We start from the raw sequence: 26,821 nt of genomic DNA, 5'->3' as shown, positions 1-26,821 counted from the left end.
GCGTCGCGCGCCGCGTCCCGGATACACTGAACGGCATGTCTTTGCCCTTTAAAGCTGTCATTCCCGCGGCCGGACTCGGTACCCGGTTCCTGCCCGCCACCAAGGCGATGCCGAAGGAGATGCTGCCTGTCGTCGACAAGCCGGCGATCCAGTACGTCGTGGAAGAGGCCACACAGGCCGGCATCCAGGACGTCCTGATCATCATCGGGCGCAACAAGAACAACATCGCCAACCACTTCGACCAGATGCCGGAGCTCGAAGAGCGCCTGCGCGCCAAGGGCGACACCGACAAGCTGTCGAAGGTCGTGCACTCCACCGACCTCGCCGACATCCACATGGTGCGCCAGGGCGACCCGAAGGGACTGGGGCACGCCGTGCTGCGGGCCCGCCGTCACGTGGGCGATCACCCGTTCGCGGTGCTGCTGGGCGATGACCTGATCGACGAGCGCGACCCGTTGCTGACGATCATGATGGAAGAGCACGAGCGCACCGGAGCGGCCATCGTGGCGCTCATGGAGGTCGAGCCCTCCCACATCCACATGTACGGCGTCGCCGCGGTCGAGCCGACCGACCAGGACGACATCGTGCGCGTGACCGGTCTGGTGGAAAAGCCCCAGGCCGAAGACGCGCCCTCGAACTACGCCGTCATCGGCCGCTACGTGCTGGCCCCGAACGTGTTCGACATCCTCGAGCGCACCGAGCCGGGCAAGGGCGGGGAGATCCAGCTGACCGACGCGCTGCAGGAGCTGGCCGCCGACCCCAACGGCCCCGGTGTGCGCGGCGTCGTCTTCCGCGGGCGTCGCTACGACACCGGCGATAGAGTGGACTACATCAAGGCCATCGTGCAGCTGGCCAGCGACCGGGACGACCTCGGTCCGGAGCTGCGTCCCTGGCTGAAGGACTTCGCGGCGACGCTCTGACGCCGCGCCGAGGGGGATGCGTGGAACTGTCACCTCGCGAGCACGGCCCCGTCTCGATCCGTATCGTGCGTCCGCGTGACGCACGAGTGCTGCAGCACGAGCTGATGACCAATCGGTCCTGGCTGCGTCAGTGGGAGGCCACCAGCCCCGACGGGCCGGCGTCGTTCGACATGCGTCTGGGCGTGCGCCGGCTGCTGCAGCAGTATCGTGACGGGCTCGGCGTGCCGTTCGTCATGGAGTACGAAGGCGAGGTCGCCGGGCAGCTGAACGTCTGGGGCATCGCCCGCGGATCGCTGTCATCGGCCACGATCGGCTACTGGGTCAGCAAGCGCTTCGCCGGGCGGGACATCACCCCCACCTCCGTCGCGCTGGCCACCGATGTCGCCTTCACGCAGCTGGGTCTGCACCGCATGGAGATCTGCATCCGCCCCGAGAACCACGCGAGCCTGCGGGTGGTGGAGAAGCTGGGGTTCCGGTACGAGGGGCTGCGCAAGCGGTTCATCCACATCGACGGCGACTGGCGCGACCATTACGCGTTCGCGCTGGTGCGTGAAGACGTCCCGGACGGCGTGCTGCGGCGCTGGGTGGCCGGGGCTGCGCCCCAGGATGCCGCGGCGATTCCGCCCTCGGACCGCCTTCCGGCCTGAACTTTCACCCTCTGGTTGAAGTTCAGAGTGCGACACGCGCACATGTGCGGGATGTCGAGCCCGCTGTCCCATACCGTAGGGCCATGGGTGGGCAGGTATTGGGCGGCGGTGTGATCGTCGCAGTGGCGGTCGTGCTGTGGCTGGTGTACCTGCTGCCGTCGTGGCACAGCCGCCACCAGTACGAGGCCGCCGAGCGCAACGCCGTGCGCCTCAACCGTGCCCTGCGCGTTCTCGCCGAGACCAGCGAGACGCCGCAAGAGGTGCACCTCGAACTCAACGCCCGCACCGCGATGGCCCAGCAGCGCCTTGCCCGCCAGGCGCTGGCCGAGCGCGAACAGGCAGCCCTCGAGGTGGCCCGCACCGAACTCGCCGTCGCCAAGGAGAAGGCACGCACCGATGCCGCGCTCGCCCGCGAGCAGGCACGTCACGATGCCGTCCTCGCCCGTGAGCAGGCTCGCGCCCAGGCCGAGGCCGCCCGTGCCGAGACGGCAGCCGCACGCGAACGCGCACAGGCAGCCGCAGCGGCCGCTCGGGCGCTGCCCGCTGCCCGCCGCGCGCGCGCCCGCCGCCGGGCCCGACTGACCACCACCCTGATCGGCGTCGCCGGCCTGGGGCTCGCCGGATGGGGCGCGGTCGAACTCGTGCTGTTCGGTGCACAAGCGATGCTGTGGTGTGGTGGCGCGGTCGCCGCCGTGAGCGTTCTGTTGCTGGACCGCATGGCCCGGGTGCGCACGCGCGGTGTCGTCGCCGTCGCGCTCGCCCCCGAGGTTCGTCAGAGCGTTGCCGGCGAGGTGCAGGACGTCACTCTCGCCGACGAGCGGGCGTGGACGCCGCGGGAACTGCCGCGGCCGCTCACCGCGTCGTCCGGTTCGCGTGCCGCTGCCGCACTCGACGCGGCCGCCGCGCGGGACGAACTGCGCCGCGCCGCCCGCGAAGAGGCGATGCGCGAACGCGCCGAGCGTGACGCGCCGCCGTCGATCGGAGCGGCCCGTGCCGCTCGCGCCGCGCTGAGCGACGATGCCGAGATCGAGGCGCACGTGCGCGACCTGCTCGCGCGCCGCGCGTCGGGTCAGTAACCGCTCTCCCGCGGCATCCGCCGGGGGTCCCACGATTCGGGAGGGCCCCGTGACCGTGATAGTGTTGCTGAGTCTTACGGGCCTGTGGCGCAGTTGGTAGCGCGCTTCGTTCGCAATGAAGAGGTCAGGGGTTCGAATCCCCTCAGGTCCACCAGAGAATCCCCCTTAACCGGGGGATTTTTCGTTTCCCGGTGCGGCGGGCGCGGCCGGATGCGACGACTGAGCCCGGTGGGGGGTGCCTCTCCAGCCTTCGGTCGTCGCGAACGCCCCGCGAGCGGGGCGGGGTGGGGACGGATGCGCCGACCGAGCGAGCGTGCGGCAGGACGGGGTCAGCGGGCGAGGATCTCGGCGTTGAGCCGCTGCTGCCACTCGCGCAGTTGCCACATCGGGTGGTGCGGCGCGGCGTTGGAGCACAGCACCACGCCCCACATGCCGTGATCCAGCGCGGTGCGCACGCCGTGTTCGGCCAGAGCGCGTCCGATGTCGCCCTCCTCGAACGTGCCGTGCAGCGGGGTGTAGCCCACCCAGCCCTCACCGACGATCGCGGGCACCCCGCGCCACCGCGCCCAGGCCGCGATGGCGATGACGCGCGAGGCGACCTCGCGCTGCATGACCTCGGCGTAGGGCGGGTAGTGGTCATCGAGCCAGTCATCCCAGGCCGCGGGATCGACCCAGTCGTAGCCGTAGATCATCTGGTCGGTGATGACGGTGGCCCGCAGCTTCCACTGCGCCGGCCGACCGTACGCCGTCACCGACGGGGCATCGGCGCGCAGCAGCTCGCGCAGCGCGGCGTTGGGGAAGTCGGCGCTGCCCTCCGAGCGGATGTCGATGCGCTGCTGCAGCGCGTCGAGCACACCGTAGGAGTACACGTGGCACTGCGCCGCTCCCAGCACCTCGGGCACCCGGTGCATCGCCAGGTGCGGCGGCTTGCCGTAGCTGGCGGTGATGAGCAGGTCGGGGTGGTCTGCGCGCAGCCGGGCGACGGCGGCGACGCCGTCGATGATGTCGGGGAGGATCGAGAAGTCGACCTCGTTGTGCAGCTCCACCAGCGCGATCCGGTCGCGGTGGCCGTGGTCGGTGAGCCACGCCACCAGGCGGTGCCATGCCCGGCCCAGCACGTCGTAGCGCTCGCCCAAGGGCACCGCATCGATCGCGTCGAACCAGCGGGCGGATGCCGCGAAAGCCGGGGACTGCTGGTACTCCCAGCTGGCGAGGATCACGACCATGTCGTGGCGAGCGGCAGCGTCGAACAGCGCCAGCAGGTGGACGCGCAGATCCAGCCGGAAGCCGCCGGGGGTGTCGTACCAGCGCGTGCGCTGCCCGTAGTAGCCGTCGGGGGCGGCGCCGAGTCCCTCGATCTCCAGGTCGGCGGCGAGGTCGTCCAGACCCAGCCCGCCGAACAGCAGCAACGGTGCCGCACAGATGCGGATGGCGTTGTACCCGAGCGATGCGGCATCCGCCACCGCTGCCTCAAGATCCGCGTACGGCTGCCCCGGACCGGCCTGGGTGTACCAGGAGAAGTCCCACAGCGTGACGGTGAGCCGCGGCGGCAGATGGGCGGGCACCGGCCCGGTGAGGGCTGATTCGTCGACCGGCAACGAGGCGGACCCGAGGTAGCGCTCAGTCATCCCTCGATCCTTCCCGATCCGGCGGCGCGGCCGAACCCGGCGAGCTCCCGGAGCCGCGTCGCAGTGCGGCGGCGGGCCGCGGCCGTGTCGACGTCGAACACCAGCAGCTCCGGCAGCGAGGTGGCGAAGTAGTCCGCCTCGTCCGGGGACTGCTCCAGTTCCGCCGCGCGCTGCTCCAGGCGTGTCCAAGCCGCTGCCGCCCGATCGACCTCGCCCAGACGCAGGTGCGCCGTGCCGATCCAGAAGTCCGCGTCATCCGCGGGGCGCGGGGCGACGGCCAGCGGTGTAGCGGCGCACGCGGTCTCCCACGCCTCTCGGGCACCGTCGAGGTCATCCCGGGCGGCGCGGGCATCGCCGAGCAGCACCAGGCGTTCGGCCTGCGGTTCGGCGGGGTGGCGGCCCTCGCCGAGCGAGGCGGGTGGCACGAGGCCGTCGGCGAGGAGGGATGCCGCGTCGTCCGCGGCGCCGGCGTCGAGCAGGCGCCGTGCGATCGCGCACGACGCGCGGTCGAATGCCGCGATCACGCGTCCCTCGCCGCCCTCGAACGGGCGGAACGCGCGCCCGGTGAGCAGATCCCACGCCTCGTCGACGCGATCGACGTCCAGGAGGAGGGTGGCGTGCACGAGCGCCAGGTCGTCGCGCGCGTCCAGCAGCGGGGGCCGCTCCCGCAGCAGCGCCAGACGCTCGGCCGGCGTCAGATTCCGCACCTGGGCCAGCAGGTCGCGCTCGAAGACCAGGCGGGCGTCGTCGGACAGCATCAGGGCACGTTCATACGCGGCATCCGCGGTGGCGGGCGAGCCGCCGGTCTGCATGACCGCCAGCGCCAGGTTGCGCCAGGCGACCGGGTCGTCGGTGCCGGCGGCGGTCGCCGCTCGCAGATCCGCCAGGGCGAGCGCGGGCCGGCCGGCGTCGAGCAGCCACATGCCGCGCAGGGCACGCGCAACCAGATGCCCGGGCTCGGCGGTGATCGCCGCGGCGAGCGCGTCGAACTGGTCGAGCCCGGCGGGGAAGGCCAGCGCCGGGTCGGATGCCGCGGCGGCGGCGCGTTCCCCGGCGGCCGCTGCCTCATCGCCGGCCTGGTCGAACCAGGCCGCTCGCAGCAGCCGGCGCATCGGCTCGGGGTTGCCGAACGCCGCGGGTGCCGGGGCGGCAGGGTCGGCCGTCGCGGCGAGGGCTTCGGCGAAGCACCCCGCGCGGGCGAACTCGACGGCGACATCCAGCAGCGCACGCGGCTCGACGGCGATGCGCTCCCCGGCCAGTGCCTGCGTCGCGGCATCCAGCGGGTCGGCCTCCACGAGCGCCGCCAGCGCCGTGGCCGCCTCGGCGTCGCGGTGCAGTCGGCGCAGCGCCAGCACGCGCAGCCGCGCCGCCTCGGGGACGTCGGCGACGGCGGATGCCAGCGCCAGCGCGTCGGCGGCACGGTCCGCCCGTAGCGCGAGCCGCGCGCGGCCGAGCGTCGCCGGGACACGCCAAGCGTGCACCCACGCCGCCGTGGCGAACGCGGTGTCGGCGCCGGGGTGGTCGCCGGTGCGTTCGAGTGCGAGCCCGAGCAGGTAGTGCGCCTCCCCGTCCCGCGGGTTGAGGTTGCGCCGGGTGAGGCGGGCGACCGCGGTCTGCAGCAGTTCCCGCGCGCTGGCGTAGCCGCCGCGGGAGAGGTGCCAGGCGCCGAGCGCCGTCGCCGCGCGGGTGTCGCCGGGGTCTCGGCGCAGCGCCTCCTGCAGGTACGGCACGGGTGAGCGGGACGGATGCCGGTACTGCAGCAGGTGCTGGGCGGTGAGATTCAGCTCGTCGCTGGAGTGGATCTCGGCCGCGGCGTCCGGGGCGGTGGCCACCCACGGCTCGGCGGCGGTGCCGGCCCGGCGCGTCCAGGTGACGAGATCCGCGCCGGCGCCGGTGCGCACGCGGATAGCCGTGACCTCGGCCTCGGGCACGGGCAGCGTCCGCAGCAGCGGCGCGTCCGGCGCGAGGTCCGCGGACCATTGCGCCGCGACCCCCGCGGCGGTCTCGACGGTGACGACGGCGCCGGGCACCGGGCGGGTCGCGATGATCCCCACGCGGGCGCCGTCGGGGTGCGACGTCAGCGACACCGCGGCATCCGTCGTCGCCTGACGCACCGGCCCGACCCGGTGGATCGGGAACCAGAACTGCGAGAACGTCTTGGTCTCGCCCGGCGCCAGCCACGCGAAGTCGGGCTGGTTGTCGGTGTAGACCCCGGCCATGAGCTCGACGTAGGGGCCGTCGTCGTCGGTCAGCTGGGCATCCCAGGCGCGACCGATGGCGCCGTCGCCCCACGTCCACTGCTTCTTGCCGGGGGAGATGGCACGATCGGCCCAGTGCACGAACCCGGCGTCGGCGGCGTGGTCGTATCCGCCGAAGAACTCATCCGCAGTGTCGGTGATCATGTACGACGTCGGCACCGGGATGTTGCTGTACACGTCGATGCGGTCGGCATCCGCTCGCTCGGCCGCCAGCGCCGGGTAGTCCACGCCGTAGTACGGGCGGTCGGCGCGGGGGAAGGCGGTGACAGCGCGACGCGCGTGATCGGCGACCCAGGCGACGTCGTCGGGAAAGAACGACTGATACCGCTCGTGGGAGCGGGCCGCGACGTTGGCCCACCACAGGAACGTCTGCGGCACGTCGGTGCGGTTGTGCAGGCGCGCCTCGAGCTCGATCAGCGACGACTCGGGCCGCAAGCGGATGCCGTGGACGCCCCGCATGCGCTGCAGCGGATCCAGATCGCTGTGCCAGACCACGACCGCACCGTCGTCCTCGCGCTGGATGCGACTGTCGACGGGCAGGAAGGTCGCGGGGCGGTGGTGCTGCGGCCAGTTGAACTCGACTCCGCCGGAGATCCAGGGACCGGCGAGCCCCACCAGGGCGGGCTTGATGACGTTGTTGCGGTAGAAGAAGTCATAGCCGGCGACCTTGTCGTAGCCGATGTGAATGCGACCGCCCAGCTCGGGCAGCAGCATCAACCGCACCGTGGCGTTCTCGAGGTGGATCGCCTGCCACAGTCGGGCCCGCTTGACGTGGGAGACGTGGTCGATCATCGGCAGCGGGTACACCCGGCCGCTCGAGCCCTGGTACACCCGGCGGTCCAGGAACAGCGGGTACCGGTCGGGCTCACCCGCCTCGTAGGTGTCGATCTCGACCGGCTCGCTCCAGCACGCCACGCCGCCGGCGTCGAGAAGCGCCTGCTGGTCGGCAGGGGCGAGGGGCAGGTGGATGCGGCTCGGCGCGTCGTCACGGGTCACCCTGCCGAATCTAGGCGGCGCCACCGGTGCCGACAATGGCGGATCGGTCGGTGGATATGGACGATCCGATGATGCCTCGTGTCAGGATGGACGGATGGAGCGGCGCGACGGGTTCTTTCATCAGCGGATGAACGTCGTGCCGCGCCCGCTGGTGGCGGCCGCGCTGGCGCGCCCCGTGACGCGGCGGATGCTGGTGACCGATGTCGGCTACTTTCCCCGCGCCCTCCAACACGGGCGCCGTCGCCCGCACGGCGCCGAGGAGACGATCGTCATCGTCTGCGTTGCTGGCACGGGATGGGTGGATGCCGGCGGCGAACGGCAGCGCATCGGAAGCTCCACGGCGGTCGTGATCCCCGTCGGCATGCCGCACTCGTATGGGGCGGATGCCGAGGATCCCTGGACGATCTGGTGGTGTCACGTGCGTGGCAGTGACGTGCCCGACCTGCTCGAGGCGGCGGGGGTGGGCCCCCATCGCGTGACGCTGTCCCTTCGCGCGGTCGACCGGGCCACCGCGCTGGTGGACGAGATCGCCACGTCGCTGGAGCGCGACACCACCCCGGCGCGGCTGATCGCGACGTCCGGGATGGCGTGGCGGCTGTTGACGCAACTGGCGGTGGACCGGGTGCTGCCGGAGGAAGGCACGCCGCTGCAGCGCGCCATCCGATTTCTGGAGGAGCGGGTGGACGCCCGGGTGCAGGTGCCCGAGCTTGCCGCGATGGTGGGCGTGTCCGCGTCGCACCTGACCGCGCTGTTCCGCGATGCCACCGGCGGGGGAGTGCTGGCCTATCACCTGGCGCAGAAGATGGCGCGTGCGCGCTGGCTGCTGGACACCACCGAACTGCCGGTGGCCGAGGTCGGGCGCGAGGTCGGGATGGCCGACCCGTTCTACTTCTCCCGGCAGTTTCGCCGCACCCACGGGTTGAGCCCCAGCGCATATCGGGCCACGCACCGTCCTTAGACTGGGAAGCGCATTCCACGAAAGGTCACCGTGCCCTCCAGCCACCACCTGCGGGTCACCCCGCCGGCAGCCCCCCGCCCCACAGATCTCGCCACCGGCGACGTCCAGGTCACCAGCCGATACGTCGCGATCGACGGCACCGCAGTGTTCCCCCTCACCGGGGAAGTGCACTTCTCCCGGTTGCCGCGCGCCCAGTGGGATGCCACGCTGCGCACCGCGCGCGCCGGCGGTCTGACGCACATCGCGACGTATGTGCTGTGGAACCACCACGAGCCGGTGCGGGGCCAGGCCTCGTTCACGGGCGACCTCGATCTCGGGGCGTTCCTGCGGGCCGCCCGTTCCCACGGGCTGCAGATCGTGCTGCGCATCGGACCCTACGCACACGCCGAGACCCGCCACGGCGGACTGCCCGACTGGCTGGTCGACTCCGGTGTCGCGGTGCGCACCGACGACCCCGCGTATCTGGCCGAAGCGGAGCGCTGGTACACGATGCTGGCCGAGCAGGTGCGCGGCATCCCGCTGCTGGCCATCCAGGTCGACAACGAGCTCTACGACCAGCCGGATCACCTCAGCACCCTCCGGGGCATCGCCGAGCGGGTCGGGTTCACCGCCCCGCTGTGGGTGGCGACGGGCTGGGGCGGCGCGGAGCTGCCGGCCGACGTGCTGCCGGTGTTCGGCGGCTACTCGGACTCGTTCTGGATCGAGGCATCCGACACCCGGGATCTGCGCAGCGAGACCAACTTCTACCCCTCGCCCCGTCGCGATGACGACGGCATCGGCGCGGACCACCGCACCGGCACCCCGGGCCAGGCGCGCGAGTACGACCTGCCGTTCGCGACGTGCGAGATCGGCGCCGGCATGACCGCCGCCTACCACCGCCGGCCGGTCGTCACTGCGGACGACGTCGACGCGCTCACGCTGGCGAAGCTGGCCTCGGGCAGCGTCTGGCAGGGGTACTACATGTACTCCGACGGCCGCAATCCGCGGCCCGGGCTGCAAGAGGCGCACATGGTGGGCGAGCCCAACGACTTCCCGGACATCTCCTACGACTTCGGGGCGCCGCTGACGGTGGATGCCAAGCCCCGGGAGAGCTGGTATCGCTTGCGCCGCCAGCACCAGTTGCTGCACCGGTGGGGATCGGCCCTCGCCGCCATGCCGGCGTCGTTCCCGCCGGACGCCGCCGACGCCCCCGACACCGAGCGGCTGCGCTGGTCGGTGCGCTCGGACGGCACCGCCGGGTTCCTCTTCGTCATCAACCACCAACCGGGTGTCACGCTGCCGGCGCACAATGGGGTGGCGTTCACGGTGACGACGGATGCCGGCGAGGTCGCCTTCCCCGCTGTGGACATTCCGTCGAATGCCGCGTTCGTGTGGCCGCTCGGGCTCCGCGTGGGGGACGCGACTATCCGGTGGGCGACCGCGCAGCCGCTGACCCAAGTGACCTGGCGCGGCCTGCCGCTGCTCGTGGTGACCCAGACCGCCGGCATCCCGGCGCGCTTCGATAGCGACCACACCGTGCGGCCGGCGCACCTGGACGGGCCGGAGGAGCTGTTCGAACTCGTGCGGGACGGCGCCGTGCGCGCCCGCGTGCTGGTGCTGGGCGAGTCCGACGGGCTGCGTCTGAGCGTGGCCGGCGGCGAGCTCGTGCTCGCCGACGGCGTGGTGGCGGGCGACCGGGCGGAACTGTTCGACGCCGGCGACGTGGTGCGCCTGACCGACGACGGCTGGTCCGTGGTGGGGTCGGCTGCCCCGCGCCGCACCGAGGTCGCCGTGTCGCCGGTGCGCCAGGCCGGCAACCCGCCCGAGCGTCACAGCGCACCCAACGGGCGCGCGTCGATCCCGACCGACTGGAGCGGTGCCGCCCAGCTCGCGCTGGACCTGCCGGCGGACGCCGACGGCACCCTCGTGCTGACGTGGGAGGGGGACGTCGCCCGGGCGTGGGCGGGGGAGCGGCTGTTGTCGGATGCCGTCTACCGCGGCGAACCCTGGCGCATCGGCCCGCACGAGCGCCGCGGCGCGCGGCGCATCGCGATTGAGATCCTGCCGCCGCATCCGGAGGCGCACGTGCACATCGGCGGCGGCCGGGTGCCCACGCGCGCCGCGGTCGACGCGGCGTGGCTGGAGACACCCGCGACGGTGACGCTGAGCTGAGCTGAGCTGAGGCGGGGGCGGGCGCGGGCGCCCAGCTAGACGACGCCGGAGGTGTCCAGCAGGGTGCCGACGGCGAACGTCGCCGCCAGCGCGAGCGCACCGCCGATCACGGTGCGGATCATCGCGCGGGCCGGAGACGATCCGCCGATGCGCGCCGCCACCGCGCCGGTGATGGCGAGGGCCAGCAGCACCGCGACGAACGTCGTCGGCACGCGCCAGGCCGCCGGCGGCAGCAGGATCGCCGCCATCGGCAGGATCGAGCCGATGACGAACGCCAGCCCCGACGCGAACGCCGCGTTCCAGGGGCTGACCACACCTCGCTCGGTGATCTGCAGCTCGGCATCCAGGTGCGCCGCAAGCGCGTCGTGGGCGGTCAGCTCCTGCGCGACCTGGTGGGCGGTGGCATCCGAAAGGCCCTTGTCGCGGTAGAGCCCCGCGAGCTCCTCCAGTTCCTCTTCGGGGGTCTCCCGCAGTTCGCGGCGTTCCTTCGCGATGAGTGCGCGTTGCGTGTCGCGCTGACTGCTCACCGAGACGTATTCGCCGAGGGCCATCGAGATCGCCCCGCCGATGAGGGCCGCCGCGCCCGCGGTGAGCACCGGCGAGACATCGGAGGTCGCGCCGGCGACACCGACGACCACCGCGGCAACCGAGACGATGCCGTCGTTCGCGCCCAGCACCCCCGCCCTCAGCCAGTTGAGCCGCTCGGCGAGACCGCCCTGATGCGGCTCGTCGTGGGTGGCCTTCGCCGGTCCGCTCATGGGGCACACCCTATGCAGGATGGTCGGGGCGAGAAAGGGGCGTGGGTGCCGGAGTCAGGCCAGCGCCGCTTGCCTGACTCCCGCGGACAGCCGCTCGGCGGCGAGCCCCTCTGCGGCCTCCAGTGGGGTCACGCTCCGGCTGTCGGCTTCGTCGTAGATGCGCCGCAGGGTGTCGCCGATGCGGGCGACGCGCATCATCGTCTCGTCGCGGGTGCCGATGCGCTTGGCCTCGAGGTCGAGGTAGATCACACCGCCGGCGTTGACCACGAAGTCGGGGGCATACAGGATGCCGCGTGCCGCCAGCCGATCGGCGCCGGCGCGGGAGGCGAGCGGGTTGTTGGCGGGGCCGCAGACGGCGCCGGCATCCAACCTGTCGATGACCTCGTCGGTGAGCAGGCCTCCGATGCCGGCGGGGACGAACACATCCGCCGGGAGGAGGTGCTCGGTGCCGGGGGACACCCAGGTCGCCCCGAGTTCGCGCGCGAGGTGCCGCTTGGCCGGGTTGACGTCGGTGACGGTGAGCACGGCGCCCTCGGTGGACAGGCGCACCGCGAGGCGGCTGCCCACCTGGCCCAGCCCCGAGATGGTGATGCGGCGGCCCGCGACGTCGGGGGAGCCGGTGACGCGTTCCAGGGTCGCGCGCAGCGATTCGTATACGCCGAGGCTCGTGGGGCCGGCCGGTTCGCCGGATCCGCCGACCGCGTCGGGGAGCCCGACGACGTGTTCGGTGCGCTCCGAGACGACCAGCATGTCGTCGGTCGTCGAGCCGACGTCTTCGGCGGTACGGTAGCGGCCTTCGAGTGAGGCGACGGCATCGCCCAGGTCGAGGAAGGCGGCGCGGCGGCGCTCGGCGCTGAGCACGGTGCCGGGCTCCAGGCCGATGACGGCCTTCCCGCCGCCGGCGTCGAGGCCCGCTGCCGCGTTCTTCAGCGTCATCGCGGCGGACAGCCGCAGGGCGTCGCCGAGGGCGTCGCTCCAGTGCGGGTACGTCCACAGGCGCGCGCCGCCGAGGGCGGAACCGAGCACGGAGGAGTGCAGCGCGACCACGACGAACAGTTCGCTGCGCCGGCCGGTCAACACCTCCACCCGCTCGTGATGGAAATCGGGCAGGGGTAGGGCGGGCGTCATCGCGTTCCTCTTTCGGCGGGCCTTGTGGGCTGCACTTCGGAGCCGCGGCTTTGCGGCATCCTGCCTCCATTGTGCCTCACGTCCCTGAACGGTTCGAGGCCCCGCCCGCCCGACGGGTCCGTCGGAATTCAGGCAGAGCGGACATCAGGGGGCCTTCGGCACCCGGTTGCGGCTCCTGTGCCTGAATTCCGACAGCCCGCCCGGATGCCCCGGGCTGCTCCGGGACTTCTGGCGGCTGCCTGGCGGCTGCCTGCCGGCGCGTCGGTTGCTGCCCGCCGCACCGTCGGAATTCAGGCAGAGCGGGCGTCGGCGGACCTTCGTCCCCCGCTTTCGTCCCCTGTGCCTGAATTCCGACAGCCGCGGGGCCGCGCCGGGCTGGGCGGGGGGTCACCGCCTCCTCCACACCCCCGGCGTGGGTCGAGTTCATCCACAATCCGACCCTGTCAGCCCGGTGCGGGTGGTGGGGTCGGATATGACGGGAGCATGCTCCGCAAATCCGACGAGCCCGCCCAGAGGGTGCGCGTGTTCGGGCGCGGCGAATTGTTGGGGAGCGGCTACTCGCCCACCGGCCTGACTCGCGCCGTTCGGCGGGGAGAGGTGCTTCGCCCGCGCGGCGGGGCATACCTCGCCCCGGGCACCGCGCCGGACGTCATCGATGCCGTACGGGTGGGCGGACGCCTTGCGTGCGTATCGGAACTCGCGCGCTTAGGGGTCTTCGTCCGGGGGAGCACTGCGCTGCACCTGCACCTGGGGCACAGTGCGTCACGGCTGCGGGACCTGCCGCGCCACGTGCGACGGCACTGGCGCCCGCTGCGGCGCGCCCCGCACCCGGCGGACGCGACGGTCGACGTCTTCGATGCGCTCATCCAGGCGATCGGATGCCAGGCTCCGCGCGACGCCGTGGCGACGGTCGACTCCGCACTTCACCTCGGCTATCTGCGCGAGGACGACCTCGACGAGCTCTTCCGGTTCGTGGACACCAAGCGCCGGTCGCTGCGGCGGCTGGTGGACGGGCGGAGCGAGTCAGGAACGGAGACGCTCGTGCGGCTCATGCTGCGCGCGCTCGGGGCCCACGTCGAGCTGCAGGTGGTCGTCACCGGAGTGGGGCGGGTGGACCTCGTGGTCGACGGGTGGCTCGTCGTCGAGTGCGACAGTAAGGCCCACCACTCCGACTGGGAGTCGCAACGGCGCGACCGTCGCCGCGACCAGGCGCTCGCCACTGTGGGGTACTGCGTATACCGGCCGATCGCCGAGGACATCCTCTTTCGGCCCGAGCTGGTGGTCGCCGCACTGCGCGGCCTGCTGCGCCGCGGGCAACGAGGGGTCAGGCGCCCCAGGCGATGACGCGCGTGGGCGTGAACTCGAGCAACGTCGAGTACGTCTCGCCGTACTTGTCCAGGGGCATGCCGAAGTTCGCTATCGCCGCGTCGTACTTCTTCACGAACGGTTCCCGGAACCGCTCGAGCCATTCGCCGGTCCCGTTCGGCGTGATCCGCACGTCGCCGCGGAGCACCAGGATGTCGTCGCCGAACGGGCCGCCGGCATCCAGGTGCAGGACGGCCTGCGCGCCACGCCGCAGGTGCTTCATCTTGATGGTGTCGGGCTCACTGACGATCGAGATCGCCCCGTCGTGTCAGAGGAACCACACCGGGGCGGGGTGCGGCCTGCCGTCGGCCGTCGTCGTGATCAGCCACGCGATGAGCTCGGTCTCCAGACGGGCGAGCGAGGTGGCATGAGCGGGGTTTTCGGCGTCGAACACGTCGTCCATGCGCTGACTCTAGGGTGGGGGTTGTGACTTCGCACCTGCCGATTCGCAGCCGACTCGTCCACGATGCGCTGCGCGCCGCCGGCATCCCCGGCGACATCGTCGTGCTGCCGGATGCCGCTGCCACCGCCCCACTGGCTGCAGCCGCCCTGGGCGTCGAGGTCGGCGCCATCGCCAACAGCCTCGTGTTCTGGTCGGACGGCGCACCGCTGCTCGTGATGACCAGCGGCGCCCACCGGGTGGACACCGCCGCGCTCGCCGCCCGGCTGGGGCGGGAGAAGATCCAGCGCGCGACACCCGAACAGGTGAGGGATGCCACCGGTCAGGCGATCGGGGGCGTCGCGCCCACCGGGCACCCCGCACCGCTGGACACCGTCGTCGACGAAGACCTCGCCGGGTATGCGGAGATCTGGGCCGCCGGGGGCACGCCGCATACGGTGTTCCCGCTGACCTTCCACCAGCTCGTCGCCCTCACCGGCGGCCGAGTCACCAAAGTCGACTGAGGGACTGCCATGCCACGCACGATCGTGATCACCGGTGCCAGCGACGGCATCGGCGCCGCCGCCGCCGGTCAGCTGCACGACGCGGGGGAACGGGTCGTCGTCGTCGGCCGCGACCCCGGCAAGACCCGCGCGGTCGCCGAGCCGATCGGGGCACCCTGGCACATCGCCGACTTCAGCGACCTGGCGCAGGTGCGCCAGCTGGCAGCCGACCTGCTGGAGACCTACCCGCGGATCGACGTGCTCGCCAACAACGCCGGCGGCATCTTCGGGGAGCGCACCCTCACCGGCGACGGGTTCGAGATCACCTTCCAGGTGAACCACCTCGCCCCGTTCCTGCTCACCGCGCTGCTGCACCCGCGGCTCGTCGAGAGCGGAGCATCGGTCATCCAGACCTCCAGTGTCGCGGCGCGGCGCTTCGCCCGTTTCGACATCGACGACCTGCAGGCGCAGCGCCACTACTCCGCCAGCGCGGCGTACGGCAACGCCAAGCTGGCCAACGTGCTGTTCACGAAGGAACTGCAGCGCCGGTGGGGGAACGAGGGTGTCAACGCCGTGGCGTTTCACCCCGGTGCCGTCGCGACGAGCTTCGCCGCGGCATCCTCCGGAGCGTGGCGCTTCGTCTACACCAACCCGGTCACCAAGCGCCTGATGACCTCGGCTGAAACCGGCGGCTCGCGCCTGACCTGGCTCGCCCTGGGCACCCCCGGGGTGGACTGGCAGCCGGGCCAGTACTACGAGCGCAACCGGGTCGCCCGCACGAGCACGCTCGCGGACGACCCGATGCTCGGCCGTGCGCTCTGGGAGCGCAGCGCCGAGATGGTCGGTCTCTGACCCGAACGTCAGGATGCCGAGGCGCGCACCAGGATCTTCGCGCCGGCACCGGAGCGCAGCCGCTGGAACGCGTCGACCACATCTGCCAGGTCGACCTCCTCCACCCAGCCGGTGGTGTCGTAGGCACCGTCGGCCATCGCCGCGATGACGGCGTCGAAGTCCGCCGGCAGGTATGCCAGGCTCCCCACGATTCCGGTCTCGGACATCACGAGCTGCGTCGGCAGGAATTCCATCGGCCGTTCGTGCACCGCTACCACGACGAGCCGGCCGCCGGGCGTCAGGCTCGTCACCCCGGAGGTGATCGCCGCACCGACTCCGGCGGCGTCGAAGGCGACGTCCACCCCATCGCCGCCGGTGAGTTCGGCCACCGCGGCGGCGAGGTCGCCTTCGACGGGGTCGACGGTCGTCGCCCCCAGCGCCTCGACGATCGCCCGACGCTCGGCGCTGGGCTCCGAGACGAGCACGCGTTCCACGCCCCGCGCCCGCAGCGCGAACCAGACGCCGATGCCGATAGGTCCTGCCCCGGCGATCAGGGCCGTGCCGCCCGCGGGCACCTCGACCTGCGCGACGGCGTGCCACGCGACGGCCATCGGCTCGACGAGAGCGCCCATGCGCAGATCGACGCTGTCGGGCAGCACGTGCAGCATGGAGGCGGGGACGGTGGTGAACTCCGCCATCCCGCCGCCGTGCGAGGTCAGGCCGTGGAAGCCGATCTTCTGGCAGATGTTGTACATGCCCTTGCGGCACGCGGGACACTCCCCGCAGTAGTACACCGGCCACACCGCGGCGCGGTCACCGACGGAGATCCCTTCGACGCCCTCGCCGAGCTCCACGACGGTGCCGGCGAACTCGTGCCCGAGGATCTGCGGCGGCTTGGCGCCGGTGAGCGGGTGGGCATGCTCCAGGTCGACCCCCGCCGCCTCCGGCGTGTAGTACACGTGCAGGTCTGAGCCGCAGATGCCGGAATAGGCGTTGCGCAGCTTGACCTCCCCGGGCCCCGGAGTCGGTTCGTCGACCTGCTCGACTCGAAGATCCTCTTTCTGGTGGAAGCGTGCAGCGCGCATGAGTGCGGTCCTTTCCTCGGTAACGCGGGGGAGCCTACGTCCGCTGCAGGGCGCTGTCGACCCACTTGCGCAGCACCCGATCGGCACCGTTCAGCGGGGAGTGTCGAATGTCCAGTCGTCGGGCGCGAGCGCCGTGGCGACGTCCCAGTCGTCCTGGTCCCACGTAAAGGTCGCCACCGCGCAGGTGGGCATGTGCCCGATCTCGTCGCTCAGCCGCCCCGCCAGCGCGCTCATCCCCGGATCGTGCGCGACGACGAGGACGGATGCCGCGCCCTGCCGCGCCGCAACCTCCAGCAACTCGTCGGCCGAGGCGCCGTACAGCTCCGGGAGCAGGCGGGGCTGCACCGCGAACTGCTCTCCGAAGAACTGCGCCGTCGTCCGCGCCCGCAGCGCCGTCGAGGCCACGATCACATCGGGGGAGAATCCGCTGTCGGCCAGGCGCGCGGCCATGACCGGCGCATCCCGCAGGCCGCGGGCGTTCAGGGGCCGGTCGTGGTCGTCCAGCTGCGGGTGACCCCAGTCGCTCTTGGCGTGCCGTACCAACCCGAGACGGATCATGATCCCGCCGCCACGTACACCCAGGCGACGCGGCCGCTCGCCAGCGTCACGGGCATCCGTCGCAGCAGCGGCGTGACCAGCTCGTCCGCGGCGTCCAGTTCGGCTGCGGTGAGCACCAGCAGCCTGCCGATGACCTTGTCGCGTGGGTCGCGGGTCTCCCGCAGCACTCGCTGCGCGATGGGGCCGATGCGCTCGGCGAGCAGGGGGTCCGCTCGCGCGCGGGGCTCGGCGACGTAGCCGGGCAGGACGTCCTGCTCGGTGTGCACGACGCGACCGAATGTGTCGAGCTGAATCTCGCCGCCGCCGAGCGATCCGTAGCTGAACAGCAGTTCGCCCGTCTCTCCCATGCGCCCAGGCTACCTAGCCGACGAGGGCGTGCGCGATGGTGAAGATGAGCAGTCCGGCCAGTGCCCCGACGATGGTTCCGTTGAGGCGGATGTACTGCAGGTCGCGGCCGACCATGAGCTCGATCTTCTCCGTCGTCTCGGCCGGGTCCCACTTCTCCACGGTCTCGGTGATGATCGAGGCGATGTCGTGGCGGTAGCGGTCGACGAGGAACACCGCGCCGTCGGTCACCCAGGTGTCGACGCGGTGCTGCAGCGCCGGGTCGGTGGACAGGCGCGCGCCGGCATCCACGAGGGCCTGCGTGGCCCGCTGCCGCAGGGCGCTGGTGGGATCGGCCAGCGACGTGAGCAGGCCCGCCTTGGTGGTGTTCCACGCTTCGGCGGCCAGCTCCCGTACCCGCGGCGAGTCGAACACGCCGCCCTTGGCGTCTTCGAAGCGGCCGATGGTCGCCGGGTCGTGCTGCAGGTTGTCGGCGAGGCGTTCCAAGTACTGGTCGACAGCGCGACGGGCGGGGTGGCCTGGGTCGTCCTGCACGGCGCGGACGAAGGTGACGGCCTCCTTGTAGAGCGTGTCGTCGATGAGACGGTGTGCCATCGACGGCACCCACGACGGCAGGCGGCGGGACACGAGACCGTCGAACGAGGCGCGGTTGACCTCGAGCCAGGCCGCGATGGTGTCGGCGGCGAGGTCGACGGCACCGTGATGCGCACCGGCATCCACCAGTCGCTCGAGCCAGCCGCCCAGCGGCGGACCCCACTCCGGGGCGATCACGTGCTCGCGGGCGATGTCGGTGATCAGATCCTGCACGTCGCTGTCGCTGAGCGCGCGCAGGACACCCGCGACCATCGCCGAGCCCTCGTCGGCGACGCGATCGGCGTGCTCGGGGCGGGCGAGCCATTCGCCCAGGCGCCGGGACACGCCCATCGACTCGAGCTTGGTGCGCACGACCTCGGCGGAGAGGAAGTTCGTCTCGACGAACTCGCCCAGCGTGCGCCCGATCTCGTCCTTGCGGCTGGGGATGATGGCGGTGTGCGGGATGGGGATGCCCAGCGGATGCCGGAACAGTGCCGTCACCGCGAACCAGTCGGCCAGCGCGCCGACCATGCCGCCTTCCGCGGCGGCGCGAACGTACGCCAGCCACGGCACTTCCTGCTGCAGCGGGAACGACACCGCGAACACGACGGCCATGAACACCAGCGCCCCCAGCGCCACGTTCTTCATCACGCGCAGCGCGCGGCGCCGCTCCTGGTCGGCCGGGCTCAGCAACGCGGTGGGGGTGGGGGACATGTCGTCATCCTCGCACGCGGTTCAGCCCTCGACAGGCCCCAGCCACGCGGTCGCGACGGTGGAATGGGCCGACTCCGGGTCGGAGGGGTGGAACAGTCCCGCCAGCACGTCGCGGTACAGCCGGCCCAGTTCCGCCGTCGCGAAGTACGACGACCCGCCGGCGACCAGCACGGCGTCATCGACGATGGTCTTGGCCGCCGTCACGGCGCGGTGCTTGACGCCTGCCAGCAGCGAGAACCAGCGCGCACCGTGGTCGGTGAGTTCGTCGACGTCGCGGCACAGCGCGTCCAGCTGCGGCGGCAGCGCGTCGTAGGCCAGTGCCATGTCGGCCACGCGCCAGCGGATGTCGGGGTCCAGGCTGTAGGTCTTCCCGGTCTTCTTCGAGGTGCGCCGGCCCGCGGTCTCCACCGCGACATCCAGCGCACGACGGGCGATGCCGGTGTAGACGGAGGCCAGCAGCAGCTCGAACACGCTGAAGATCCCGAAGACGATCGGGTCGGGGTTGGGCCCCGGCGGGATGCGGCGGGCGATGCGATCGGCGGGCGCGACGGCGCCGTGCAGTTCGGTCGTGCGCGACTGTGTGCCCCGCATGCCGACGGTGTCCCAGTCGTCGCGGGTGACCACGCGCCCGCCCTGCTCCTCGGTGCGCGGCACGAACGCGTAGACGAGCTTCGGCGCGTCGGGGGAGGTGGTGTCCAGGCCATGCAGCCCCAGCTGGGTCCACACCGGGGCGAGCGAGGTGAAGATCTTCGTCCCGGTGAAGGCGTATCCGCCGTCGGGGCGCGGCGCGGCATCCGTGTCGCTGCCGAACAGCACCAGGTCATTGCCGGCTTCGCTGATGCCGAAGGCGTACACCTCGCCGGCGACGGCGCCTTCGAGCACGTGATCGAGGTCGTGGATGCCGCGGTCGCGCAGCACCTTGGCCACTCCCGTCCACACCAGGTGCATGTTGACGGCCAGTGCGGTGGCCGGTGCGGCGCCGGCCAGACGCTGCTGCAGCAGCGAAACTTCGCGCAGGCCCAGGCCCGCCCCGCCGAGTTCGGTGGGAGCCAGGACGCCGAGGTAGCCGGCGGCGGTGAGGTCGGCGAGGTCGTCTTCCGGGAAGGTGTTGTCGCGGTCGTGCGTCGCGGCGCGGGCGCGGATGCGCTCGATCAGGTCGTCGGGCAGCACCGTGGTCGGGTCGAACGAGGTCATGCGAGAGCCTCCATCAGGTGTCGCACCGTGTCGGCGGGCTGGTCGCGGTGCGGCGAATGACCCGCGCCGGTCACGACCGACATCGTGATCTGCGGGTTGGTGAGCACTTCGTCGGCGAGGCCGCCGCTGAAGATCGAGTACACCTTCGGGTCGCTGGCGATGATGTGGGTGGGCACCCGCAGCCGGGCCGCCGAGTCCCGGACGTCCCAGACGGCGTTCTGCTCGCTGGTCTGCTCGACCGCCCAGATGCTGGCCTGCCGGGCGGCGAGGGCCTTGAGTTCGATGTCGTTCGGATGCCAGTCGGGGTGTTCGGCACGCACTGCCGCCGCGGTGGGATCGGCGAACGCCCGCGCCTGGCTGTTGCGCACGATGGAGCGGTCGCGGCCGGCAAGTTGGATGCCGGGATCGACGAGGACCAGCCGCCTGGTCCAGTCGGGGGCGGCGGCGGCGGCGACGGTGGCCGCGGCACCCCCGAGGGAGTGGCCGATGACGAGATCCCACGGCCCGCCGTGGTCCGGCGTCGTCGCCGTCACGTCCGCCGCGTAGGCGGGGATGGAGTAGTCCAGCGCGCGCGGCGCGGTGCCGTGGCCGCGCAGGTCGACGGCGGTCGCGTGCCAGCCGGCATCGGCCAGCGCCGTGCCGTACAGCCACATCAGCGGCCCGTTGGAGCCCAGGCCGTGGATCAGCAGGGCGCGGCGGGAGGCGGCGGGATCGCCCCACGCGTACCGGGGGAGGGTGACGGGGGCAGGCATGCTTCCAGCCTAGAACTGCGTGCGACGGCCTGGCGCGGTGCGGACTCGGGGCATGATGGGGTCGTGATCTCGACGGACCTGGCACGGGAGTTGCGCGCGGCGGGGCTGGTCTGGCGTCCGCGGTCCGGTGACCGCTTTCAGCTGGACGAGCCGGAGTTCGACGCGGATGTTTTCACCGTGAGCGACATGACGATCGAGCCGCGGATGTTTCCCACCGGGACGCTGCTGGCCTTCAACGGCACGACCGAGTGGGCGCTGGATTCGGTCGCGCTCGAGGATGCGCTGTGGTTGCCGTCCGAGGCGCAGCTGCGGGAGATGCTGCGGGGGACCTTCCGCGCGCTCACCCGCCTGCCGGACACGTTCCAGGTGGAGATAGAGGTCGCCGGGGCGCGCCACACGTTCCGGCATCCGGCCCCCGCCGACGCCTACGCGCGGGCCGTGCTGTTCCTGCTCGGCCGCATCGCCTGACGCCGGTCAGGCGACGATCGACACCGGTTCGGTGTCGGGGATGGGGCTGGCGTCCTTGCCGCGGAGGTCTGGGAAGCCCCGCACGAACAGCACCGACACCAGCACGCCGGCGACGGCGAACGCGGCGCCGGCGATGAACGCGCCCTGCGGGCCGATGCCGTCGATGAGGAATCCGGCGACGGCGGAGCCGGCGGCTGAGCCGATGAGCTGGCCGGTGCCGACCCAGCCGAACGATTCGGCCGTGTCGCTGAACTTCACACTCGCCGAGGTCATCGCGAACATGACCGCCAAAGCCGGGGCGATGCCGACGCCGGCGATGAGGAGCGACCCGCCGAGCCACCAGATGTCCAGGGACACCATGGTCAGCGCCAGTCCTGCGGCGACGATCGCGAAGCGGCGCGCCATCGCCCAGCGCCCGATGGGGATGTGCCCGAACCCGAGCCCGCCGGCGAGGCTGCCCACCGAGAACACCGCCAGGACGAGCCCGGCTTCGAGGCCGCCGTGGTCGAAGGTGGCAACGACCCCGGCCTCCACGGCTGCCGTGGCGCCGATGAGGAGGAATCCGGTGGCGGTGGCCAGCAGCACAGCCGGCTTGGTCAGCACCTTGCCGATCCGGCGGCGACTGCGGGGGATGCGCACCCGGCCGAGCTCGGGGGAGGCGATGAACCAGGAGCAGCCGGCGAGCAGGATGACGACGATGCACACCAGCGCGGGCACCGTTCCCGCCTGCGTGGCGATGAAGGTGATGAGCACCGGCGCGATGATCCAGATGATCTCCTGCAGCGACGCGTCGAGGGAGAACAGCGGTGTGAGCTGGCGGGAGTTGACCATCTTGGGATAGATGGTGCGCACCGCCGGCTGCACGGGGGGTGTGGACAGGCCGGCGAGCAGGGCCACGGCCATGTAGCCGGGCACCTGCATGGGGACCAGAGCGAGCGTGGAGATCGCCGCTGCGCAGATGATGGTGGTGAGGATCAGCACCTTGCGCATGCCCCAGGCGCCCATCCAGCGGCTGGTCACCGGGCCGGCGACGGCCTGGCCGACCGAGGTGGCGGCCAGCACCAGGCCGGCAGCGCCGTAGGAACCGGTGACGTGCTCGATATGCAGCAGGATCGCCAGGCTGGTCATGCCGTTGGGGAAGCGCGCCGTCAGCTGCGCCGCCATGATGCGCCCCACGCCTGGGGTGCGCAGAAGATCCCGGTATCCCGCCACGTGGGTCAACGCTACCGCGACGCCTCGCGACACGCCGGAGGGGTCGATGCGCACCGAATGTGGATGTCGGAGGGTGCCTCTAGCGTGCTGCCTGTGGATGGATCTGGCCGCGGGCTGCGCGAGCCGCGTGATTCAGCGCCTTTTCAGGCATCGGACGATCTCGCGTCCTGTGGATGAAATGGTGGACAACCTGTGTTGTACATGGGGAGAGCGGTGGAAAACTACACGGATGTAACTACTATCCCTTGTGGTGCTTCTGAACGTCGGCACCCATATGTAGTATTGGACTCCCGGCGAGCAGATGCCGGGGACAACGAAGATTTTTGAGGGGAACACGTCGACATGGCGATCACGGTCTACACCAAGCCTTCCTGCGTGCAGTGCAACGCGACCTACCGGGCACTGGACTCGAAGGGCATCGAATACGAGGTCCTGGACGTCTCCGAAGACGCCGCGGCGCTCGAGCACGTCAAGTCGCTGGGCTACCTGCAGGCGCCGGTCGTCGTCACCGACGAGGACCACTGGTCGGGCTTCCGTCCCGACAAGATCGCCGAGCTCGCCACGCGCCTGGCCTGAGGCCTCGATGTCCCGCGCCTCGGCGCGGACTCGGTCACCGGAGGGGGTGGACATGCAGGCAACCGCGACGCACGCGCCGCTGCTGGTCTACTTCTCCAGCCTGTCCGGTAACACGGCGAGATTCATCGAGAAGCTCGGGCTGCCGGCCGTGCGCATTCCCCTGCACGCGTCCGACGCCGCCCCTGCGGTCGACGAGCCCTTCGTCCTGGTCACGCCCACGTACGGCGGCGGTCAGGGCAGGGGCGAGGAGAAGGGTGCCGTACCCAAGCAGGTGATCCGGTTTCTCAACGACGAGAACAACCGGCGCCTGATCCGCGGAGTCATCTCCGCGGGCAATACCAATTTCGGCGAGGCGTTCTGCGTCGCCGGAGACATCATCAGCCGCAAGTGCAACGTGCCGCACTTGTATCGGCTGGAACTGTTCGGCACGCCGGAAGACGTCGATCGCATAGGCGAAGGACTGGAGCGATGGTGGAAGCAGCACTGACCGACAAGGGTTTCAAGATGGACACGCGATTCGAGGGCATGGATTATCACTCCCTCAACGCGATGCTCAACCTCTACGGCCCGGACGGCAAGATCCAGTTCGACGCCGACAAGCGTGCGGCGCGGGAGTTCTTCCTGCAGCACGTCAACCAGAACACCGTGTTCTTCCACTCCCTCGAGGAGAAGCTCGACTACCTCGTCGAGAAGGAGTACTACGAGCCGGCAGTGCTGGCGAAGTACTCGATGGAGTTCATCAAGCAGCTCAACGACTTCGCCTACGGCAAGAAGTTCCGCTTCGAGACCTTCCTGGGCGCGTTCAAGTACTACACCAGCTACACACTGAAGACCTTCGACGGCAAGCGCTACCTGGAGCGGTTCGAGGACCGCGTCGTGATGACGGCGCTGGGCCTGGCCGACGGTGACGAGCGTCTCGCCACCGAGTACGTCGACGAGATCATCTCCGGCCGCTTCCAGCCGGCGACCCCGACGTTCCTCAACACCGGCAAGGCGCAGCGCGGCGAGCTGGTCTCCTGCTTCCTGCTGCGCATCGAAGACAACATGGAGTCGATCGCCCGCGGCATCAACTCCGCACTGCAGCTGTCCAAGCGCGGCGGCGGCGTGGCGCTGCTGCTGTCGAACATCCGCGAAGCGGGTGCGCCGATCAAGCAGATCGAGAACCAGTCCAGCGGCATCATCCCCGTCATGAAGCTGCTCGAAGACAGCTTCAGCTACGCCAACCAGCTGGGTGCGCGTCAGGGCGCCGGCGCGGTGTACCTGTCGGCGCACCACCCCGACATCCTGCGCTTCCTCGACACCAAGCGTGAGAACGCCGACGAGAAGATCCGCATCAAGACCCTGTCGCTGGGTGTCGTCATCCCCGACATCACGTTCGAGCTGGCCAAGAACGGTGAGGACATGTACCTGTTCTCGCCGTACGACGTCGAGAAGGTCTACGGCGTGCCCTTCGGTGACATCTCGGTGACCGAGAAGTACCGCGAGATGGTCGACGACGAGCGCATCAAGAAGACGAAGATCAACGCGCGCGAGTTCTTCCAGACCCTCGCCGAGATCCAGTTCGAGTCGGGCTACCCGTACATCATGTTCGAGGACACGGTGAACAAGGCCAACCCGATCAAGGGTCGGATCAACATGTCCAACCTGTGCTCGGAGATCCTGCAGGTCAACACCCCGACCACCTACAACGAGGACCTCTCGTACAAGGAGATCGGCAAGGACATCTCCTGCAACCTCGGGTCGATGAACATCGCCCTGGCGATGGACGGCGGCAACCTCGCCAAGACGGTGGAGGCCAGCATCCGGGCCCTCACCGCGGTGAGCGAGCAGAGCCACATCCGCTCCGTGCGCTCGATCGAGGATGGCAACGACCGCTCCCACGCGATCGGCCTCGGGCAGATGAACCTGCACGGCTACCTCGCCCGGGAGCACGTCCACTACGGCTCCGAAGAGGGCCTGGACTTCACGAACATCTACTTCTACACGGTGCTGTTCCACGCCCTCCGGGCGTCGAACCTGCTCGCGATCGAACGAGGCACGGCCTTCGACGGCTTCGCCGACTCCACGTACGCGTCGGGGGAGTTCTTCGACAAGTACCTCGAGCAGGAGTGGGTCCCGCAGACCGAGAAGGTCAAGGAGATGTTCGCCGGCGTCCCGATCCCGACGCAGGACGACTGGCGCGAGCTGAAGGCGCTGATCCAACAGCACGGCATCTACAACCAGAACCTGCAGGCCGTGCCGCCGACGGGCTCGATCTCGTACATCAACAACTCGACGAGCTCGATCCACCCGATCGCGTCGAAGATCGAGATCCGCAAGGAAGGCAAGCTCGGCCGCGTCTACTACCCGGCGCCGTTCATGACGAACGACAACCTGGAGTACTACCAGGACGCGTACGAGATCGGCTACGAGAAGGTCATCGACACGTATGCCGCCGCCACGCAGCACGTGGACCAGGGCCTGTCGCTGACGCTGTTCTTCAAGGACACCGCCACCACGCGTGACATCAACAAGGCCCAGATCTACGCATGGCGCAAGGGCATCAAGACCATCTACTACATCCGTCTGCGTCAGCTGGCCCTCGAGGGCACGGACATGGCCGAGTGCGTCTCCTGCATGCTGTGACCCGCGGTCACTGAGCGAACGCAGCGAGACGAAACGACGAAGGACATCGACATGACCGAGAAACTGCCGCTGCTGGACCACGTCCAGGCCATCAACTGGAACCGCATCGAAGACGACAAGGACCTCGAGGTCTGGAATCGCCTGGTGAACAACTTCTGGCTGCCCGAGAAGGTGCCGCTGTCCAACGACATCCAATCGTGGAACACGCTCACCCCCGAGGAGCAGACGCTCACGATGCGGGTGTTCACCGGCCTGACGCTGCTGGACACCATCCAGGGAACCGTCGGTGCGGTCTCGCTCATCCCCGACGCGATCACCCCGCACGAGGAAGCCGTCTACACGAACATCGCGTTCATGGAGTCGGTGCACGCGAAGAGCTACTCGTCGATCTTCTCGACGCTGTGCTCGACGAAGGAGATCGACGAGGCCTTCCGTTGGTCCGTGGAGAACCCGAACCTTCAGAAGAAGGCTCAGATCGTCATGGAGTACTACCGGGGCGACGAGCCGCTCAAGCGCAAGGTGGCATCCACTCTGCTGGAGAGCTTCCTGTTCTACTCGGGCTTCTACCTGCCGATGCACTGGTCGTCGCGGGCGAAGCTGACCAACACCGCCGACCTCATCCGCCTCATCATCCGCGACGAGGCCGTGCACGGCTACTACATCGGCTACAAGTTCCAGAAGGGGCTCGAGCGGGTCGACCAGGCCAAGCGCGACGAGATCAAGGACTACACCTTCTCGCTGATGTACGAGCTCTACGAGAACGAGGTGCAGTACACGCAGGACCTCTACGACTCGGTCGGCCTGACCGAGGACGTCAAGAAGTTCCTGCACTACAACGCCAACAAGGCGCTGATGAACCTCGGTTACGAGGCGATGTTCCCGGCCACGACGACGAACGTGAACCCCGCGATCCTGTCGGCGCTGTCCCCGAACGCGGACGAGAACCACGACTTCTTCAGCGGGTCGGGTTCGTCCTATGTCATCGGCAAGGCCGAGGCCACCGCAGACGAGGACTGGGACTTCTAGAAGTTCCGGATCATGCCCCGCCCGTAACGGGCAGCTGAGAGGCCCGGACCCGCAGGATTCTGCGGGTCCGGGCCTCTCTCGTGCCTTCTCTCGAC

Annotated in this window: 26 protein-coding genes and 1 tRNA gene; 14 read left to right on the top strand and 13 right to left on the bottom strand. The window is 70.5% G+C overall.

The window, feature by feature from the left end:
- Window positions 1-35: 35 nt before the first annotated feature.
- The 4 genes from galU to QNO11_RS10400 all read left to right on the top strand — a co-directional run bounded on the left by galU (window position 36) and on the right by QNO11_RS10400 (window position 2,797).
- A complete protein-coding gene (galU, locus tag QNO11_RS10415; protein WP_257508343.1) occupies window positions 36-920 on the top strand; it encodes a UTP--glucose-1-phosphate uridylyltransferase GalU in 885 nt (294 codons plus the stop codon).
- A 20-nt stretch (window positions 921-940) separates the two neighbouring features.
- A complete protein-coding gene (locus QNO11_RS10410; protein WP_257508344.1) occupies window positions 941-1,567 on the top strand; it encodes a GNAT family N-acetyltransferase in 627 nt (208 codons plus the stop codon).
- An 83-nt stretch (window positions 1,568-1,650) separates the two neighbouring features.
- Window positions 1,651-2,643 carry a large exoprotein gene (locus QNO11_RS10405; protein WP_257508345.1) on the top strand — a complete coding sequence of 331 codons (993 nt, stop codon included), beginning with the start codon at window positions 1,651-1,653 and terminating at the stop codon, window positions 2,641-2,643.
- A 78-nt stretch (window positions 2,644-2,721) separates the two neighbouring features.
- Window positions 2,722-2,797 (top strand) — tRNA-Ala (locus QNO11_RS10400).
- A gap of 175 nt (window positions 2,798-2,972) precedes the next feature.
- Here QNO11_RS10400 and QNO11_RS10395 read toward each other — a convergent pair.
- Window positions 2,973-4,271 (bottom strand): cellulase-like family protein, encoded by a 1,299-nt coding sequence (locus QNO11_RS10395; protein WP_257508346.1) that lies wholly within the window; start codon window positions 4,269-4,271, stop codon window positions 2,973-2,975.
- On the bottom strand, window positions 4,268-7,525 hold the full coding sequence (locus tag QNO11_RS10390) for a DUF5107 domain-containing protein (RefSeq protein WP_257508347.1): 3,258 nt from the start codon (window positions 7,523-7,525) through the stop codon (window positions 4,268-4,270). The genes QNO11_RS10395 and QNO11_RS10390 overlap by 4 nt, the downstream gene beginning before the upstream one ends.
- Window positions 7,526-7,619: 94 nt before the next feature.
- Here QNO11_RS10390 and QNO11_RS10385 point away from each other — a divergent pair, with 94 nt between their 5' ends.
- Window positions 7,620-8,483 carry an AraC family transcriptional regulator gene (locus QNO11_RS10385; protein WP_257508348.1) on the top strand — a complete coding sequence of 288 codons (864 nt, stop codon included), beginning with the start codon at window positions 7,620-7,622 and terminating at the stop codon, window positions 8,481-8,483.
- 30 nt (window positions 8,484-8,513) lie between these two features.
- On the top strand, window positions 8,514-10,634 hold the full coding sequence (locus QNO11_RS10380; protein ID WP_257508349.1) for a beta-galactosidase: 2,121 nt from the start codon (window positions 8,514-8,516) through the stop codon (window positions 10,632-10,634).
- A 35-nt stretch (window positions 10,635-10,669) separates the two neighbouring features.
- Here the strand turns inward: QNO11_RS10380 and QNO11_RS10375 are convergent, their stop codons facing one another.
- Together QNO11_RS10375 and QNO11_RS10370 are read right to left on the bottom strand one after the other, a co-directional pair.
- The gene (locus QNO11_RS10375) at window positions 10,670-11,392 is read right to left on the bottom strand and encodes a VIT1/CCC1 transporter family protein (protein WP_257508350.1); all 723 of its coding nucleotides are present in this window, start codon (window positions 11,390-11,392) and stop codon (window positions 10,670-10,672) included.
- Between the two features lie 54 nt (window positions 11,393-11,446).
- Window positions 11,447-12,520, bottom strand: coding sequence for a Glu/Leu/Phe/Val dehydrogenase family protein (locus QNO11_RS10370; protein WP_257508351.1), 1,074 nt, complete (start codon window positions 12,518-12,520; stop codon window positions 11,447-11,449).
- Window positions 12,521-13,003: 483 nt separating this feature from the next.
- Between QNO11_RS10370 and QNO11_RS10365 the strand changes: the two genes are divergently transcribed.
- Window positions 13,004-13,864, top strand: coding sequence for a type IV toxin-antitoxin system AbiEi family antitoxin domain-containing protein (locus QNO11_RS10365; protein WP_257508352.1), 861 nt, complete (start codon window positions 13,004-13,006; stop codon window positions 13,862-13,864).
- Here the strand turns inward: QNO11_RS10365 and QNO11_RS10360 are convergent.
- Both QNO11_RS10360 and QNO11_RS10355 read right to left on the bottom strand, forming a co-directional pair.
- A complete protein-coding gene (locus tag QNO11_RS10360) occupies window positions 13,845-14,108 on the bottom strand; it encodes a hypothetical protein (protein WP_257508353.1) in 264 nt (87 codons plus the stop codon). The genes QNO11_RS10365 and QNO11_RS10360 overlap by 20 nt on opposite strands.
- A 45-nt stretch (window positions 14,109-14,153) precedes the next feature.
- Window positions 14,154-14,288 carry a PNPOx family protein gene (locus QNO11_RS10355; protein ID WP_257508354.1) on the bottom strand — a complete coding sequence of 45 codons (135 nt, stop codon included), beginning with the start codon at window positions 14,286-14,288 and terminating at the stop codon, window positions 14,154-14,156.
- Between the two features lie 23 nt (window positions 14,289-14,311).
- On the opposite strand from QNO11_RS10355, the gene QNO11_RS10350 reads away from it, so the two are divergent.
- Both QNO11_RS10350 and QNO11_RS10345 read left to right on the top strand, forming a co-directional pair.
- Window positions 14,312-14,788, top strand: coding sequence for a YbaK/EbsC family protein (locus tag QNO11_RS10350; protein ID WP_257508355.1), 477 nt, complete (start codon window positions 14,312-14,314; stop codon window positions 14,786-14,788).
- A 9-nt stretch (window positions 14,789-14,797) separates the two neighbouring features.
- Window positions 14,798-15,619 (top strand): SDR family NAD(P)-dependent oxidoreductase, encoded by an 822-nt coding sequence (locus QNO11_RS10345; protein ID WP_257508356.1) that lies wholly within the window; start codon window positions 14,798-14,800, stop codon window positions 15,617-15,619.
- A gap of 8 nt (window positions 15,620-15,627) precedes the next feature.
- Here the strand turns inward: QNO11_RS10345 and QNO11_RS10340 are convergent, their stop codons facing one another.
- The 6 genes from QNO11_RS10340 to QNO11_RS10315 all read right to left on the bottom strand — a co-directional run bounded on the left by QNO11_RS10340 (window position 15,628) and on the right by QNO11_RS10315 (window position 20,819).
- Window positions 15,628-16,683 (bottom strand): 2,3-butanediol dehydrogenase, encoded by a 1,056-nt coding sequence (locus QNO11_RS10340; RefSeq protein ID WP_257508357.1) that lies wholly within the window; start codon window positions 16,681-16,683, stop codon window positions 15,628-15,630.
- A 90-nt stretch (window positions 16,684-16,773) separates the two neighbouring features.
- Window positions 16,774-17,241: a SixA phosphatase family protein gene (locus QNO11_RS10335; RefSeq protein WP_257508358.1), complete on the bottom strand. Its 468-nt coding sequence runs from the start codon at window positions 17,239-17,241 to the stop codon at window positions 16,774-16,776.
- Window positions 17,238-17,588, bottom strand: a complete 351-nt coding sequence (locus tag QNO11_RS10330; RefSeq protein ID WP_257508359.1) for a gamma-glutamylcyclotransferase — start codon at window positions 17,586-17,588, stop codon at window positions 17,238-17,240. The genes QNO11_RS10335 and QNO11_RS10330 overlap by 4 nt, the downstream gene beginning before the upstream one ends.
- Before the next feature lie 13 nt (window positions 17,589-17,601).
- A complete protein-coding gene (locus QNO11_RS10325) occupies window positions 17,602-18,873 on the bottom strand; it encodes a DUF445 domain-containing protein (RefSeq protein ID WP_257508360.1) in 1,272 nt (423 codons plus the stop codon).
- A 21-nt stretch (window positions 18,874-18,894) separates the two neighbouring features.
- Window positions 18,895-20,067: an acyl-CoA dehydrogenase family protein gene (locus QNO11_RS10320; protein ID WP_257508361.1), complete on the bottom strand. Its 1,173-nt coding sequence runs from the start codon at window positions 20,065-20,067 to the stop codon at window positions 18,895-18,897.
- Complete coding sequence (locus QNO11_RS10315; protein WP_257508362.1) at window positions 20,064-20,819, bottom strand: alpha/beta fold hydrolase; 756 nt, start codon at window positions 20,817-20,819, stop codon at window positions 20,064-20,066. Before QNO11_RS10315 ends, QNO11_RS10320 begins: the two co-directional genes overlap by 4 nt.
- A 63-nt stretch (window positions 20,820-20,882) precedes the next feature.
- Here QNO11_RS10315 and QNO11_RS10310 point away from each other — a divergent pair, with 63 nt between their 5' ends.
- Window positions 20,883-21,287: a pilus assembly protein CpaE gene (locus QNO11_RS10310; protein WP_257508363.1), complete on the top strand. Its 405-nt coding sequence runs from the start codon at window positions 20,883-20,885 to the stop codon at window positions 21,285-21,287.
- A 6-nt stretch (window positions 21,288-21,293) separates the two neighbouring features.
- On the opposite strand, the gene QNO11_RS10305 is transcribed toward QNO11_RS10310, so the two are convergent.
- Window positions 21,294-22,499 (bottom strand): MFS transporter, encoded by a 1,206-nt coding sequence (locus QNO11_RS10305; protein ID WP_257508364.1) that lies wholly within the window; start codon window positions 22,497-22,499, stop codon window positions 21,294-21,296.
- A 342-nt stretch (window positions 22,500-22,841) separates the two neighbouring features.
- Between QNO11_RS10305 and nrdH the strand changes: the two genes are divergently transcribed.
- Genes nrdH through nrdF form a run of 4 tightly spaced genes read left to right on the top strand, consistent with a single transcriptional unit; the run spans window position 22,842 to window position 26,726 of the window.
- A complete protein-coding gene (gene nrdH / locus QNO11_RS10300) occupies window positions 22,842-23,075 on the top strand; it encodes a glutaredoxin-like protein NrdH (RefSeq protein WP_257508365.1) in 234 nt (77 codons plus the stop codon).
- 52 nt (window positions 23,076-23,127) lie between these two features.
- Window positions 23,128-23,562 (top strand): class Ib ribonucleoside-diphosphate reductase assembly flavoprotein NrdI, encoded by a 435-nt coding sequence (gene nrdI / locus QNO11_RS10295; RefSeq protein ID WP_257508366.1) that lies wholly within the window; start codon window positions 23,128-23,130, stop codon window positions 23,560-23,562.
- A complete protein-coding gene (gene nrdE / locus QNO11_RS10290) occupies window positions 23,544-25,700 on the top strand; it encodes a class 1b ribonucleoside-diphosphate reductase subunit alpha (protein WP_257508367.1) in 2,157 nt (718 codons plus the stop codon). The genes nrdI and nrdE overlap by 19 nt, the downstream gene beginning before the upstream one ends.
- Before the next feature lie 51 nt (window positions 25,701-25,751).
- A complete protein-coding gene (gene nrdF / locus QNO11_RS10285; RefSeq protein ID WP_257508368.1) occupies window positions 25,752-26,726 on the top strand; it encodes a class 1b ribonucleoside-diphosphate reductase subunit beta in 975 nt (324 codons plus the stop codon).
- The last annotated feature ends 95 nt before the right edge of the window (window positions 26,727-26,821 follow it).

Source organism: Microbacterium sp. zg-B96 (assembly GCF_030246865.1).
Taxonomy (GTDB): Bacteria; Actinomycetota; Actinomycetes; order Actinomycetales; family Microbacteriaceae; genus Microbacterium.
The sequence above is the reverse complement of the archived record's forward strand: the minus strand, read 5'-3'. Positions and strand labels throughout refer to the sequence as shown.

Coding starts and splice junctions, on each gene's coding strand:
- QNO11_RS10320 (WP_257508361.1), bottom strand. CDS start 20,067: ATGACCTCGTTCGACCCGACCACGGTGCTGCCCGACGACCTGATCGAG.
- QNO11_RS10345 (WP_257508356.1), top strand. CDS start 14,798: ATGCCACGCACGATCGTGATCACCGGTGCCAGCGACGGCATCGGCGCC.
- QNO11_RS10405 (WP_257508345.1), top strand. CDS start 1,651: ATGGGTGGGCAGGTATTGGGCGGCGGTGTGATCGTCGCAGTGGCGGTC.
- QNO11_RS10335 (WP_257508358.1), bottom strand. CDS start 17,241: ATGATCCGTCTCGGGTTGGTACGGCACGCCAAGAGCGACTGGGGTCAC.
- QNO11_RS10375 (WP_257508350.1), bottom strand. CDS start 11,392: ATGAGCGGACCGGCGAAGGCCACCCACGACGAGCCGCATCAGGGCGGT.
- QNO11_RS10330 (WP_257508359.1), bottom strand. CDS start 17,588: ATGGGAGAGACGGGCGAACTGCTGTTCAGCTACGGATCGCTCGGCGGC.
- nrdI (WP_257508366.1), top strand. CDS start 23,128: ATGCAGGCAACCGCGACGCACGCGCCGCTGCTGGTCTACTTCTCCAGC.
- QNO11_RS10385 (WP_257508348.1), top strand. CDS start 7,620: ATGGAGCGGCGCGACGGGTTCTTTCATCAGCGGATGAACGTCGTGCCG.
- QNO11_RS10340 (WP_257508357.1), bottom strand. CDS start 16,683: ATGCGCGCTGCACGCTTCCACCAGAAAGAGGATCTTCGAGTCGAGCAG.
- QNO11_RS10395 (WP_257508346.1), bottom strand. CDS start 4,271: ATGACTGAGCGCTACCTCGGGTCCGCCTCGTTGCCGGTCGACGAATCA.
- nrdF (WP_257508368.1), top strand. CDS start 25,752: ATGACCGAGAAACTGCCGCTGCTGGACCACGTCCAGGCCATCAACTGG.
- nrdE (WP_257508367.1), top strand. CDS start 23,544: ATGGTGGAAGCAGCACTGACCGACAAGGGTTTCAAGATGGACACGCGA.
- nrdH (WP_257508365.1), top strand. CDS start 22,842: ATGGCGATCACGGTCTACACCAAGCCTTCCTGCGTGCAGTGCAACGCG.
- QNO11_RS10315 (WP_257508362.1), bottom strand. CDS start 20,819: ATGCCTGCCCCCGTCACCCTCCCCCGGTACGCGTGGGGCGATCCCGCC.
- galU (WP_257508343.1), top strand. CDS start 36: ATGTCTTTGCCCTTTAAAGCTGTCATTCCCGCGGCCGGACTCGGTACC.
- QNO11_RS10365 (WP_257508352.1), top strand. CDS start 13,004: ATGCTCCGCAAATCCGACGAGCCCGCCCAGAGGGTGCGCGTGTTCGGG.
- QNO11_RS10370 (WP_257508351.1), bottom strand. CDS start 12,520: ATGACGCCCGCCCTACCCCTGCCCGATTTCCATCACGAGCGGGTGGAG.
- QNO11_RS10325 (WP_257508360.1), bottom strand. CDS start 18,873: ATGTCCCCCACCCCCACCGCGTTGCTGAGCCCGGCCGACCAGGAGCGG.
- QNO11_RS10360 (WP_257508353.1), bottom strand. CDS start 14,108: ATGAAGCACCTGCGGCGTGGCGCGCAGGCCGTCCTGCACCTGGATGCC.
- QNO11_RS10355 (WP_257508354.1), bottom strand. CDS start 14,288: ATGGACGACGTGTTCGACGCCGAAAACCCCGCTCATGCCACCTCGCTC.